The 13,000-nt window shown below is 72.6% G+C and carries 13 protein-coding genes; 6 read left to right on the top strand and 7 right to left on the bottom strand.

From position 1 onward, the window contains the following. Positions 1-16 precede the first annotated feature (16 nt). Both ACIRB1_RS18240 and ACIRB1_RS18235 read right to left on the bottom strand, forming a co-directional pair. Positions 17-1,594 carry a hypothetical protein gene (locus tag ACIRB1_RS18240; RefSeq protein ID WP_352180491.1) on the bottom strand — a complete coding sequence of 526 codons (1,578 nt, stop codon included), beginning with the start codon at positions 1,592-1,594 and terminating at the stop codon, positions 17-19. A gap of 34 nt (positions 1,595-1,628) precedes the next feature. Next, positions 1,629-1,823 (bottom strand): hypothetical protein, encoded by a 195-nt coding sequence (locus ACIRB1_RS18235; RefSeq protein WP_352180492.1) that lies wholly within the window; start codon positions 1,821-1,823, stop codon positions 1,629-1,631. Between the two features lie 256 nt (positions 1,824-2,079). On the opposite strand from ACIRB1_RS18235, the gene ACIRB1_RS18230 reads away from it, so the two are divergent. The 5 genes from ACIRB1_RS18230 to ACIRB1_RS18210 all read left to right on the top strand — a co-directional run bounded on the left by ACIRB1_RS18230 (position 2,080) and on the right by ACIRB1_RS18210 (position 7,511). Further along, positions 2,080-2,472 (top strand): ankyrin repeat domain-containing protein, encoded by a 393-nt coding sequence (locus ACIRB1_RS18230; RefSeq protein ID WP_352180493.1) that lies wholly within the window; start codon positions 2,080-2,082, stop codon positions 2,470-2,472. Positions 2,473-2,808: 336 nt separating this feature from the next. Next, positions 2,809-4,227, top strand: a complete 1,419-nt coding sequence (locus ACIRB1_RS18225; RefSeq protein ID WP_352180494.1) for a HEAT repeat domain-containing protein — start codon at positions 2,809-2,811, stop codon at positions 4,225-4,227. 139 nt (positions 4,228-4,366) lie between these two features. Further along, positions 4,367-5,494: a glycosyltransferase family 1 protein gene (locus ACIRB1_RS18220; RefSeq protein ID WP_352180495.1), complete on the top strand. Its 1,128-nt coding sequence runs from the start codon at positions 4,367-4,369 to the stop codon at positions 5,492-5,494. Next, entirely contained in the window at positions 5,491-6,654 is a 1,164-nt protein-coding gene (locus tag ACIRB1_RS18215; RefSeq protein ID WP_352180496.1) for a glycosyltransferase, read from the top strand. Before ACIRB1_RS18220 ends, ACIRB1_RS18215 begins: the two co-directional genes overlap by 4 nt. After that, positions 6,651-7,511, top strand: coding sequence for an SGNH/GDSL hydrolase family protein (locus ACIRB1_RS18210; RefSeq protein ID WP_352180497.1), 861 nt, complete (start codon positions 6,651-6,653; stop codon positions 7,509-7,511). The genes ACIRB1_RS18215 and ACIRB1_RS18210 overlap by 4 nt, the downstream gene beginning before the upstream one ends. A 23-nt stretch (positions 7,512-7,534) precedes the next feature. Here ACIRB1_RS18210 and ACIRB1_RS18205 read toward each other — a convergent pair whose 3' ends face one another. From ACIRB1_RS18205 to ACIRB1_RS18185, 5 genes are read right to left on the bottom strand one after another with little or no spacing between them, the layout of a single operon-like run. Further along, positions 7,535-8,404 carry a biotin-dependent carboxyltransferase family protein gene (locus ACIRB1_RS18205; RefSeq protein WP_403466245.1) on the bottom strand — a complete coding sequence of 290 codons (870 nt, stop codon included), beginning with the start codon at positions 8,402-8,404 and terminating at the stop codon, positions 7,535-7,537. Further along, on the bottom strand, positions 8,401-9,018 hold the full coding sequence (locus tag ACIRB1_RS18200) for an allophanate hydrolase subunit 1 (RefSeq protein WP_403466244.1): 618 nt from the start codon (positions 9,016-9,018) through the stop codon (positions 8,401-8,403). Before ACIRB1_RS18200 ends, ACIRB1_RS18205 begins: the two co-directional genes overlap by 4 nt. Then, positions 9,015-9,767 carry a LamB/YcsF family protein gene (locus ACIRB1_RS18195; protein ID WP_403466492.1) on the bottom strand — a complete coding sequence of 251 codons (753 nt, stop codon included), beginning with the start codon at positions 9,765-9,767 and terminating at the stop codon, positions 9,015-9,017. Before ACIRB1_RS18195 ends, ACIRB1_RS18200 begins: the two co-directional genes overlap by 4 nt. Positions 9,768-9,779: 12 nt before the next feature. Further along, positions 9,780-10,601: a putative hydro-lyase gene (locus tag ACIRB1_RS18190; protein WP_403466243.1), complete on the bottom strand. Its 822-nt coding sequence runs from the start codon at positions 10,599-10,601 to the stop codon at positions 9,780-9,782. Then, positions 10,598-11,917, bottom strand: a complete 1,320-nt coding sequence (locus ACIRB1_RS18185) for an MFS transporter (protein ID WP_403466242.1) — start codon at positions 11,915-11,917, stop codon at positions 10,598-10,600. The genes ACIRB1_RS18190 and ACIRB1_RS18185 overlap by 4 nt, the downstream gene beginning before the upstream one ends. A 169-nt stretch (positions 11,918-12,086) precedes the next feature. Between ACIRB1_RS18185 and ACIRB1_RS18180 the strand changes: the two genes are divergently transcribed. Beyond that, on the top strand, positions 12,087-12,794 hold the full coding sequence (locus tag ACIRB1_RS18180; protein ID WP_403466241.1) for a GntR family transcriptional regulator: 708 nt from the start codon (positions 12,087-12,089) through the stop codon (positions 12,792-12,794). Positions 12,795-13,000 lie beyond the last annotated feature (206 nt).

Below are 13,000 nucleotides of genomic sequence, written 5' to 3'. Positions count from 1 at the left end.
CACCACGACCGGGCTGCTACGAAGTCTCCGCCACGGCGGCCTCCACCACCGCTTCCGTCCCCACCGTCTCCTCCGCGTCCGCCGGTGTCGTGCGCGGCGGGAGCAGGGCCAGGACGGCCTGGCGGTGCGCGTCGTTCGTCGCGTCGTCGTACGGGTCCGGGGTGGCCGGCACCTGGAGCCGGTGGACCGGGCCGCTGCCCAGGCGGGCGTAACCGCGGCCCGGGGGCACCTGGGCGACGGGCGTGGTGTGCGGGGGAGCGCCCAGCACCGCTTCCAGCTGCCCGGCGGTGGCCGGGCCGAGGACGACACGCGCGCGTGTGTGCTGTCGTACGGCATCGCTGAGGGTGTCCGCGCTGTCGAACTGCTCGGCCACCACGACCGTCACGTTGGCCGCGCGGCCGTGCCGCAGGGGGACCTGGAGCAGGGACTGCGGGTCCTGGTGCCCGTCGGCCTGGGCGAGGTGGGCGAAGGCGCTCGGGCGGTCCAGGATGATCCACAGAGGGCGCCTGGTGTCGTCCGGTGCCGGATGGCCCGACTGGCGCGCGTGGTTGGCCGCGATCAGCCGGCGCTCGGTCTCCTGCGAGGCCCACTCCAGGCTGGCCAGCGCGCCGGTCAGCCCGCACTCGACCGCGAGGACGCCGTCCCGGCCGGTGAGGCACGCGTACTCGCCGGTGCCGCCGCCTTCGACGATCAGGACGTCGCCGTACTGGAGCGCCTGGAGGGCGATCGAGCGCAGCAGGGTGGAGGTGCCGCTCCCGGGCTGGCCCATGACCAGGAGGTTCGGCTCGGTGGAGCGGATGCCGGTGCGCCAGACGACCGGCGGGACGTCACGCTGTTCCTCACCGTGGGTGAGGGGGAGCGTGCGGTGGACCTGGGACGGGTCGGTGAAGCCGAGGACGGTCTCGCCGGGGGCGGTGACGAAGCGCTGGGCGGCGATGTCGGTGGGGAGCGGGGCGAGCACACCGATCGTCAGCTGGTTGCCCTCCTCGTCCCATGCGAAGTGGTACTCCCGGCCGCGGCCCGACTTCGCGGTGAGCAGCTGCTCGATCCGCGCGCGGGAGTCGGCCTCGCCGTCGGTGAAGTACGCCGGATAGCGGACGACCAGATGGGAGATCCGGCCCGCGCCGTCGAACTCGTAGGCGGGGAACGCCTTCTCCCAGTCGCCGCCGTGGGCGAACAGTGGCGCCGGGTCCTCGGCGGCCGAGAAGTAGGGGACCAGCGCCTCGTAGAGGGACTGGAGGCGCTGGGTCTGGGACTCGTCGGGCCCTTCGGGCGCCGGCGGTGTGCGGTCCCGGCCGTGCCATGCCGCCGCCGCCATCAGGGTGATGGCGGCGAGCAGCGGGCCGTACGGGACCAGTGCCACGACCAGGATCACCGAGGCCACCAGGAAGAACAGCGGCCCGCGCTTGTCCTTCGGGGTGTCGGCCCATCTGCGCCGCCCGGCGGATGCCAGCCGGCGCAGACCCCGGGTGATCGTGATCAGTGGATGGAGGACATCGGTGGCGCTGTCGGCCGCCGTCCGGGCCAGCTCCCGGCTCCGGGCGATCTGGGCGGTGCCGTTGCTCAGGATGCGGGGGAGGGGGCGCCGGGCCACTGCTGTCTCCTGAAGGTGCGTACGGGTGGGTGCGTCAGAACTTGATGCCGCCGAGGAGGCTCGCCAGGCTCTCGCCGCCGGCCTTGATGCTCGGCGCGATGGCCGTGCTGGCCATGTAGAAGCCGAAGAGTGTGGCCACCAGGGCGTGGGAGGCCTTGAGTCCGTCCTTCTTGAAGAAGAGGAAGACGATGATGCCGAGAAGGACGACGCCTGACATGGACAGGATCATTTGAGCTCTCCTGGTTCGTGGGGACAGTCACCATGAGTTCTTCCAGGATCACAGGATGTATCCATACGATAAAAGGTGCAACCGGGTGAATTTCGGCAGATTTCCCTCGGATGGTGGAGCGCATTCGGGCCGTCTGAGCAGGGGTTTCACCGGTATCGGGCCCATTGGTGATCTTTGCCGCCGAGGGGACCCGTCATGTGTCGGCGGAGCCAGTACGCTGGCGATTCACCCGTACTAGTGAGAGGCGGTCAGGCCGATGAGTGAAGCCCCCGACCCCGAGGTCGTGGAGTTCGCGACCAAGATCTTCGATCTGGCCCGCCAGGGCGGGACCGAGACGCTGGTCGCCTACGTGGACGCGGGCGTCCCGGCCAACCTCACGAACGACCGCGGTGACTCCCTGGTGATGCTCGCCGCCTATCACGGGCACGCCGACGCCGTACGGGCCCTGCTGACCCGGGGCGCCGAGGCCGACCGGATCAACGACCGGGGGCAGACCCCGCTCGCCGGGGCCGTCTTCAAGGGTGAGCAAGAGGTGATCGAGGTGCTCCTGGAGGCCGGTGCCGATCCGGCCGCGGGCACCCCGTCGGCGGTCGACACGGCCCGGATGTTCGGCAAGGCCGAGCTGCTGGAGCTGTTCGGCGCGCAGTGACACACGGCCCGTCGGCGGCAAAGACGGGCCTTCTGACCAGGTACGACAAGGAAAACGGGGGAAAACGGGGGAAGGCAGCACCGAGCCGCCCGAAATTTCGGTCGCGGCATCGAGAACCGCCGGGTCATCATGACGTCGTGATTTACGGACGCGATGGCTGGGCAGGTGTTGCCGCACCGCGCGGGCCGTAGTTGCGGCCCGCATGGGCCACCTACGAGAGGCAGAGGAAAATGGTCTACAGCAAGCAGGAAACGGCGGGCGCCCCGACGTGTTGTCACGCGGCCAGGTAGTGCACGTCCCCCGGTTGCGTCGACGCTTGATGTGAGGCTGTTTCCCATGTTCGATCCGGTCATAGCGCCCAGCGGTACGCTGCTCGGCCTGCTTCAGCGGGGCCGCGGCGACGGCACACTGCACGCGCTCACCGCACCCCGTGCCGAGGCACTCGCGGCACTGAACCACTGTGTGCTGCGCGACCCCCGCCACGACTGGCAGGTGGAGAACCGCTCCCTGTACTACGCCCGTCTGTACCTCGATCTGAACGGCGACCTGGACGCCGTCGAGGCCCACCTCTTCGACGCCGAGGACGTCCTCGACACCGAGGAGTCCCGCACCGGCCTCGCGCTCGCGGTCCTCGGCCATCTCGCCTCCTACGGACGGCGGGACGCGCTCGACCTGCTGCGCAGGTACGCGGCCTCCGGCAGCAACTGGGCCTGGGCCCTGGACGAGCTGGCGCTCCGGGACGACGACGCGGGCCTGCGCGCCCTCGCCGCCCCCGTGCTGGCGCGTTTCCCCGCCGACCCCGAGGGCGAGGCCGAACTCGTCACGGCCGTGCGCGACGCCTTCGAACCCCGGCCCTGGCGGCTGTGGGCCGAGGACTCACGCGAAGCGATCGCCACGCGCGTGCGTGCCGCCCAGGAAGCCGGCTGTTTCGACCGCTGGCAACGCCAGATGCGACCTACCGGGCCCCGTCCGGGGTGGAGCGTCCGAGCGGTGTTCGAATGGGCCCAACAGGGCCTCGAACGCGGCGCCGCGCTGCACGTCCCCGCCGCCCGCTGCCTCACCGCCGTGGCAGGCCCCGAGGACCGGCCCGAGATCGTCGAGGCCGCTAAGGACGGCGACGAGGGAGCCCGCTGCACCGCCCTGAGGTACCTCGCCGACAGCAATGATCCCGAGGCCCTCCAACTGATCGAACGCGCGGTGGCCACCGGCTCGGCACCCGTCGTGGAGGCCGCCGTCGACGCCTTCGAACGGATGCGCTCCGTCGCCGCCGTCGACCGCGCCCGCGGCTGGGCCCGCCGGCCGGACCCGCTCGGCGCCGCCGCCGGCCGGATGCTCGCCTGCCGGGGCGGGGCCCAGGACAGCGACCTCGTCCTCGGCGCCCTCAGGGAGGCCGTCATGGGCGAGGGGCCCGACGCCCCTACCCTGTGGACCCTCGTCGACGGGGCGGGACGCCTCGGCATCGCCTGCGCGGCCCCCGTCCTGCGCCATGTGTACCGCGAGACCGCCTCGTCCCATCTCCGCGGCCGGGCCGCCCGGGCCCTGGCCGCCACCGACCCCTCCTATCCCACCGGCTTCGCCGTCGAGTGCCTCTGGGACTGCGAGGAGACCACCCGCGAGATCGCCGCACGGCACGCCGAGACCGGTGACGCCCGCGTCGTGGAACAGCTCCGCAGGCTCGCCGCAGACCCGGCCGAGGAAGCGGAGGTCCAGACAGCCGTACGGAGCCGGATCGGGCCCGACGCCCCCGCAGTGTGAACGTGGGATGACCCGCGGGTCAGACGGGCATGGACGCCGTCTGACCTGCTCGGGTGCGCAGCGCAACGCTCATGGGACGTTCACCGTTCGCATAGATCCACGTTGACGCGGCCACGTCCAGCACGGCGACAACACGGGTATGCGTGTCGTCATCGTGACCGAATCCTTTCCCCCCGATGTGAACGGCGTGGCTCACTGCGCGCTCCAGACCGCCCGGCACCTCGTGGATCGCGGTCATCATCCGCTCGTCGTCGCGCCGGCCACCTCGGCCGGTAGCGGGCCCGACGCCCAGTCGCCGTGCCCCGTCATCCGTGTCCCCTCCCTACCGCTCCCGGGCTACCCCCAGGTCCGTGTCGCCCTCCCCAGCCGACGCGTCGCCGCGGCCATCACCGAGCACCGCGCCGACATCGTGCACCTGGCCAGCCCGTTCATCCTCGGCGTCCGCGGCATGGCCGCCGCCGCACGGCTCGGCATCCCCGCCGTGGCCGTCTACCAGACCGACCTGGCCGGATACGCCCGTACGTACGTCGGCGCGGGCGAGGCCACCGCATGGCGCCGCATCCGTTCCGTGCACGCCGCCGCCGACCGCACCCTCGCGCCCTCCAGCGCGGCCCTGAGCGACCTGGAGGCGCACGGGGTGCCCCGGGTCCGGCTGTGGCCGCGCGGCGTCGACACCGAGCGTTTCCGCCCCGAGTACCGGGACGAGGCGCTGCGCCGCGAACTCGCCCCGAACGGCGAACTGCTCGTCGGCTACGTCGGCCGGCTCGCCCCCGAGAAGCAGATCGAGCTCCTCTCCGGAACCTGCGGCCTCAAGGGCGTCCGGGTCGTGGTCGTCGGCGACGGACCCAGCCGGCCGCACCTCGACGAGGCGCTGCCCGGCGCGGTCTTCCTCGGCCGGCGTACCGGTGACGAGCTCGCCCGTATCTTCGCCTCGTTGGACATATTCGTGCACACCGGACCTTTTGAGACCTTCTGTCAGACCGTCCAGGAAGCCATGGCCAGCGGCGTCCCCGTCGTCGCGCCCGCCGCCGGCGGCCCGCTGGACCTGGTCGCCCACGGGCGCACCGGGTTCCTCTTCCCGCCGCGTGACGAGGCCGCCGTCACGGACGCCGTGCGGACCCTGGCCGCCGATCCCGCACTGCGGGCCGAGTACGGCACCGCCGCGCGGGCCATGGTCGAGGGCCGCACCTGGGCGGCCGTCGGCGACCAGCTGATCGCGCACTACGGCGACATCCTCGCCGGGCGCAGGACGGCGGTGGCCGCATGAACACCGCCTCCCTGCGCATCGTCCGGCTCGCCAACTTCGTGGCCCCCTCCTCCGGGGGGCTGCGCACCGCCCTGCGTGAGCTGGGCAAGGGCTTCAAGGAGGCCGGGCACGACCCGGTCCTCATCGTCCCCGGCGAGCGCCACACCGACCGCGAGACCGAGCAGGGCCGGGTCATCACCCTGCCGGGACCGCTGCTGCCCGGCACCGGCGGCTACCGCGTCCTCGCCGACAAGCGGCGCGTCGCCAACCTCCTGGAACACCTCGCCCCCGACCGCCTGGAGGTCTCCGACCGAACGACCCTGCGCTGGACCGGCAAATGGGCCAGGCGGGCCCGCGTCCCCGCCGTGATGGTGTCCCACGAGACCGCCGACGGCGTCCTGCGCACCTGGGGCCTGTCCGAGAACATGTCCCGGCGCACCGCGGACGCCCTCAACGTCCGCACGGCGCACACCTACGCGCGCGTGGTGTGCACCACCGAGTTCGCCGAGCGGGAGTTCGTCCGCATCGGCGCCCGCAATGTCGTACGGGCACCGCTGGGCGTCGACCTGGTGGGGCGCAGTCCGGCGTTGCGGGACCCGGTGGTGCGGGCGGAGTACGCGCGCGTGGACCAGGTTCTGCTGGTGACGTGCACCAGGCTCTCCGTGGAGAAGAAGCCCGGCACGGCGCTCGACGCCCTGGAGGCGCTGGTACGGCGCGGACGGCGGGCCGTCCTGGTGGTCGCCGGGGACGGGCCGCTGCGGGCCCGGCTCGAACAGCGGGCGCGGGAGCGGGGGTTGCCTGTCACCTTCCTCGGACACGTCTCCGACCGGCGGCTGCTCGGCGCGCTCCAGGCCTCCGCCGACGTGTGCCTGGCACCGGGTCCCGCCGAGACCTTCGGGCTCGCCGCGCTGGAGGCCATGGCCTGCGGCACGCCCGTGGTGGCCAGCGCCTCGTCCGCGCTGCCCGAGGTCATCGGCTCCGCGGGCGCCACGGCCGCGGACAACGGGCGTGCCTTCGCGGACGCCGTCGACATGCTCCTTGAACGCTCCGAGGTGGAGCGCCGCGAGATCGCACGCGCGCGTGCCGAGTGTTTCGGCTGGCACACGGCGGTCGACGCGTTCCTGTCCGCCCACGACGCGGATGTTCCGGTACGGCGGTACGTGCCCGGAGGCGTGGCATGAGAACGGTCCGTTTCGTCGCCCTCGGTGACTCGCTCACCGAGGGCGTGGGCGATCCCGTCGGCGAGGCATGGCGCGGTTGGGCCGCGCTGCTCGCCGACGGCCTTGCCGAACCGCCGGACGGGTCCGTGGAGTTCACGAACCTGGCGGTCAGCGGGGCGCAGACCCGGGACGTCCTGGAACGGCAGACCCCGGCCGGGCTCGCCCTCGACCCGGACGTCGTGTCCGTCGTCATAGGCGTCAACGACACCCTGCGCTGCACCTTCGACATCCAGGCCGTCGCCGCCCGGCTCGACGAGGTCTACGCCGCCTTCACGGCGCGGGGCGCCGTCCTGCTCACGGCCTGTCTGCCCGACCCGGGTGCGATGCTCGGCCTCCCGGGCGCGCTGGCCCGCCCGCTCGCCCGCCGCCAACGTGCCGTCAACGCCGTGGTGCACGCCCTCTCCGAGCGCTACGGGGCCGTGCATCTGCACGCGGCGGAAGGCGAGTGGATCATGGGCCGTGAGATCTGGAGCGCGGACCGGCTGCACCCCGGCGAGCGGGGACACCGTCAACTGGCCCTCCGCTTCCACGCGTTGCTCGCCCAGGAGGGCGTCGCCTCGGGGGCCGCGCCGTCGCCCGAGCCCGAGTTCCCGGTCCCCACCAGGTCGGCAAGCCTGCTGTGGCTGGCGACCGCGGGCACCGGATGGGTCGCTCGCCGCTGCACCGACCTGCTGCCGCAGCTCCTGAGGCTGGCCGCCGACGAGATGCGGCACCGCGCGCGGGGCACCAGCGCGCGTCTCGACCTGAGCGCGTCCCACGCCGTGTCGATGGCGCTGGCCTCCCTGTCGGTGCCGCAGGAGCAACCGGACGCCGCCTGAAGGCCTTCAGCGGCTAAAGGCCTTCAGCGGCGCCGTACGGCCACGAAACGGACCGGGGTGCCGGGTACCGCCTGCGCGGCGGCAGGGAGGTCCGCAGGGCGGACGACGGCGATCACCGGGTACCCGCCGGTGGTCGGATGGTCGGCGAGGAACACCACCGGGCGGCCGTCCGGGGGGACCTGCACCGCTCCGAGGACCATGCCCTCGCTGGGGAGTTCACCGGTCAGGGCCCGCTCCAGGGCGGGCCCCTCGGTGCGCAGCCCGATGCGGTTGCTCGCCGAGGACACCCGGTACACCCGGGACGTGAACGCGCGTACGGCTTCCGGTGTGAACCAGTCGTCGCGGGGACCGAGCGTCACCCGCAGGACGAGTTCGGCCGGAGCGCCGGGCTGCGGGGCGACGTCCACGCACGCGTGGCGGCTCGTCGGGGAACCCAACGGCAGTATGGCGCCGTTCGTGAGCGGCGCCGGACCGAGCCCGGACAACAGGTCCGTGGAGCGGCTGCCGAGCACCGGCTCGACCCCGACACCGCCCGCGAAGGCGACGTAGGACCGCACTCCGGAGACGGCCGTTCCGATGTCGAGCAGTGCTCCGGCGGGGACGCGCACGGGGGCGCCCCAGGCGGCGGGCCGTCCGTCCACCGTGACCGGGCAGGGGGCGCCGCCGACCGCCACGAGGATCGCTGAACGAGGCCGTACGGCACAGCCGTTGAGGGTCGTCTCCAGGACGGCCGCTCCGGGCGGGTTGCCGACCAGCCGGTTGACGAGCGCCGCCGCCGGCCCGTCGAGCGCCCCGGAACGCGGCACCCCCAGGTGCGCGTGTCCGGGCCGTCCCAGATCCTGCACCGTGGTCAGGGCGCCGGCCCGGACGACGGCGACCGCTACATCTGTCATGCGTCCGCTACCGGGACGAAGCGCACGCGCGTGCCCGGCGACAGCAGCGCGGCCGGCTCGCGGGCGGTGTCCCACAGGACGGCGTCCGTGGTGCCGATCAACTGCCAACCGCCGGGCGACGCACGGGGATACACGCCGGTGTACGGGCCCGCCAGGCCCACCGCACCGGCGTGCACGGCCGTGCGCGGAGTGGCCCGGCGCGGGACGTCGTAGCGGGCCGGGAGGCCGGTGAGGTAGCCGAAGCCGGGGGCGAAGCCGCAGAAGGCGACGCGGAACTCGGTGGCCGCGTGGATGCGGGCCACCTCCCGCTCGGGCACGCCCCACAGGGCGGCGACGTCGGCGAGATCCGGGCCGTCGTAGCGCACCGGGAGTTCGATGACCTCACGCGCGCGTGGGGGAGCGGGTGGTACGTCCGCGGTGGTGAGTTCGGAGGCCAGGCGGGCCGGGTCGGTGAGGCCGTCGAGGAGGACCGTGCGGGCGGCCGGGACGATCTCGCGGACGCTGAGCAGGCCCTCCGCGCGCCGGCGCAGCAGCTCCGCGTGGACGGCCTGGGCCTCCTCCCCGGAGGCGACCTCGATGAGCAGGGCGTCGTCCCCGACGAGCAGGGCCCTCATGCGAAGGCCTCCACCCGGACACCCGACTCCAGCAGCCGCGCGCGGACCCTGCGGGCCAGATCGACCGCGCCGGGCGTGTCCCCGTGCAGGCACAAGGAGCGGGCCTTCACCTCGATACGGGCCCCGGAGAGAGCGTCGACCGCCCCGGAGCGGGCCAGGCTCAGCGAACGCTCCACCACGGCCTCGGGGTCGGTGACCACCGCGCCGTCCCTGCCACGCGGCACGAGCGTGCCCTCGTCGGTGTACGCGCGGTCCGCGAACGCCTCCGTGACGGCCGGCAGCCCGGCCTTCGCGGCCAGGTCGAGCACGACCGAGCCGGGCAGCCCGAGCACGGGCAGCGAAGCGTCCGCCAGGAGCACGCCCTCGATCACCGCGGCGGCCTGCTCCGGGTCGCGCACCACCCGGTTGTAGAGCGCCCCGTGCGGCTTGACGTACGACACGCGCGTGCCCGCCGCCCGGGCGAACACCTCCAAGGCACCGATCTGGTACGCCACTTCGGCCGCCAGCTCGGCGGACGGCACGTCCATCGCGCGCCGCCCGAACCCCGCGAGGTCCCGGTAGGACACCTGCGCGCCGACCCGTACCCCGCGCTCGGCCGCCAGCTCGCACACCCGCCGCATGGTGACCGGGTCACCGGCGTGGAAGCCGCAGGCCACGTTGGCACTGGTGACGACGGACAACAGCTGTTCGTCGTCGGTGAGGTGCCAGCGGCCGAAGCCCTCGCCGAGGTCGGCGTTCAGATCGATCATCATCTCTCCTGGTCAGGCGACGCGGTACTGCTCGTCGCGGGCGTCGGTGACGAACATCTGGCCCGGCGCGTGCGTGATCGCGAACGGCGGGCGGGAGGCCATCACCGCGGCCTGCGGGGTCACTCCGCAGGCCCAGAACACCGGAATGTCGTCCGGCGCTGCCTCCACCGGATTGCCGAAGTCCGGACGGCCGAGGTCCGCGATGCCGAGCCCTGAGGGATCGCCGCAGTGTACGGGGCTGCCGTGCACCGCCGGGAGCAGCGCGGTCTCCCGGATCGCCGTCGCCAGGTGCTCCGGCGGCACCGGGCGCATCGACACCACCATCGGGCCGTGCAGCCGCCCCGCCGGACGACAGGGGCGGCCGGTGACGTACATCGGGACGTTGCGGCCCTGCTCGATGTGGCGGATCGGGACACCCGCCTCGCTCAGCGACCACTCGAAGGTGAAGCTGCAACCGATCAGGAACGACACCAGGTCGTCGCGCCAGTACGCCCGCACGTCCGTCGGCTCGTCCGTCAACTCGCCGTCCCGCCACACCCGGTAGCGCGGCAGATCGGTGCGCAGGTCCGCGCCGTCCGCGAGCACCGTCGTCCAGGAGCCGGCGTCCGTGACGTCGAGCACCGGACAGGGCTTCGGGTTGCGCTGGCAGAACAGCAGCATGTCGTAGGCCCAGTCGGCGGGCACCGAGATCAGGTTGACCTGGGTGTGGCCCGCCGCGACCCCGGCCGTGGGGCCCGTCAGCCCGGCCCGGAAGCGGGCCCGGGCGGAACGCGGGCTCCACGCGTGCGCGTGCTCGTCGACGAGGGTCAGGGGGCGGTCCTCCGTGCGGTTCACACCAGTTCCTTTCCGCGCGTCTCCGGCAGTCCCAGGAGCGCCAGCGCCGCGATGCCGTAACCGATGGCCCCGAAGACGAGCGCTCCGCCCACACCCCAACTGTCGGCCAGGAAGCCCACCAGGGTCGGGAAGACGGCGCCCACCGCGCGGCCCGTGTTGTACGTGAAGCCCTGCCCCGTGCCGCGCAGTGCCGTCGGGTACAGCTCGCTCAGGTACGAGCCGAAGCCGCTGAAGATCGCCGACATGCAGAATCCGAGCGGGAAACCGAGCACCAGGAGAAGGGTGTTGGCGCCGCTGGGGATGTGCGTGTACGCCAGGATGCAGATCGCCGAGAGCAGGGCGAAGAGCCAGATGTTGCGTTTCCGGCCGAGCACGTCGGTGAGGTAGCCGCCGGTCAGGTAGCCCAGGAAGGCGCCGGAGATCAGGAACGTCAGATAGCCGCCGGTGCCGACGACCGACAGGCCGCGCTCCGTCTTGAGGTAGGTCGGCACCCAGGTGGCCAGGGTGTAGTACCCGCCCTGGACGCCGGTCGAGAGCAGCCCCGCGAAGACCGTCGTGCGCAGCAGGCCCGGCGCCTCGGCCGTGCCCGGCTTGAAGATCGCCGCGAACGACCCCTTCTGGGTGTTCTGTTCGCGAACGGCCGTCGCCTCCGGGGCGTCGTGCACCCGGCGCCGCACCCAGAGGACCAGCAGCGCGGGCAGCGCGCCGGTCCAGAACATCACCCGCCAGGCCAGGTCGTCGCCGAGGAACGAGAACACCAGCGTGTAGACGACCGCCGCCAGCGCCCAGCCCACCGCCCAGGAGCTCTGGACCGCGCCGAGCGTACGGCCGCGGTGCTTCGCGCTCGCGTACTCGGCGACCAGGATCGCGCCGACCGCCCACTCGCCGCCGAAACCGAGCCCCTGGAGGGCCCGGAACACCAGCAGGGTCTCGTAGTTGGGCGCGAAGCCGCAGGCCACCGTGAAGACGGCGTAGGTGATCACCGTGATCATCAGCGCCTTGACGCGGCCGACCCGGTCGGCGAAGACGCCCGCCATGGCGCCTCCCACCGCGGAGACCACCAGCGTGACCGTGGTGAACAGTCCGGTCTGGCCGCTGTCCAGGCCGAAGTACGCGGCCAGCGCGACCATGCTCAGCGGCAGCGTGAAGTAGTCGTAGGAGTCCAGGGCGTAGCCGCCGAACGCGCCGGCGAAGGCGCGGCGGCCGTTCGGACCGAGCGCGCGCAACCAGGCGAACGCGCCGTCGTCGGCGGTCGGTTCGTCCGTGGCGGGCTGTGTTCCGGTGTTCAGGGCCTGAGGTGGAGGGGTCGTGCTCATGGGCACCTCGCAGAAGGAGGACGGAGGGTGCTGGGACTGAGCAGTGCCGTGCGGGAGGCGGTGGCGCCGGGGTGAGCGGTGGCGCCATGTCGAGAAAGGTAGAGGATCGTTGAACGATTCCTCAATACCCATGTTGTTTCGTTCTTGTATCTGCGGTTGAATTCCGGGCATGGCAGAGCAACTGGCGGGACTGGCCGACGACCGCGCCCTCCTGGGTCGTACGAGCACCGCGGAGCGCGTCTCGGACATCCTCAGGAGCCGTATCGCGGAGGGCTATTTCCCACCGGGCACCCGGCTCTCGGAGGACAGCATCGGCGGGGCGCTCGGTGTGTCGCGCAACACACTCCGCGAGGCGTTCCGGCTGCTCACCCATGAGCGGCTGCTCGTCCACGAGTTGAACCGGGGTGTCTTCGTCCGGGTCCTGAGCGTCGAGGATGTCGAGGACATCTACCGCACTCGCCGCCTCGTCGAGTGCGCCGTCGTGCGCGGACTGGGCGAGCCGCCCTACGCCCTCGAACAACTCGCCTCGGCCGTCACGGAAGGGCAGTCGGCGTCCGTCGAGGATGACTGGAAAGGCGTGGGTACGGCCAATATCCACTTCCACCGGGAACTCGTCGCCCTCGCCGGCAGCGCCCGCACCGGCGAGCTGATGCGCAGCGTCTTCGCCGAACTCCGGCTCGCCTTCCACCTCGTGGACGACCCGAAGGCCCTCCACGAGCCGTACCTCCAGCGCAACCGCCTGATCCTCCAGGCCCTCCAGGCGGGCCACCGCACCGAGGCCGAGAAGCTGCTCGCGGTCTACCTCGACGACTCCCTCGAACGGGTCGTCGAGGCCTATCGGAACAGGGTGGGCGAGGACGGCAAGACGCTCGACTGAGGGCGGCGCGGTGCGTGGCTTATGGCGGAAGCGGTGCGCGGCCGGGGATGGTGCGGTGCGTGGCCGGCGACGGAAGCGGTGCGCGGCCGAGGGCGGTGCGGGTGCGCGGCTGAGGGCGGCCAGGTGTTCTGCTGACGACGGCTCGGTATTCGGCTGACGTCGGCTCGGTGTTGGCTGACGGCCGTACGGGGTTGGCTGACGGCCGT

Source organism: Streptomyces sp. NPDC096013, assembly GCF_044763565.1.
In the GTDB taxonomy this organism is placed as follows: domain Bacteria; phylum Actinomycetota; class Actinomycetes; order Streptomycetales; family Streptomycetaceae; genus Streptomyces.
Note: the sequence above shows the minus strand (reverse complement) of the source record. Positions and strands in the feature narration are given on the sequence as shown.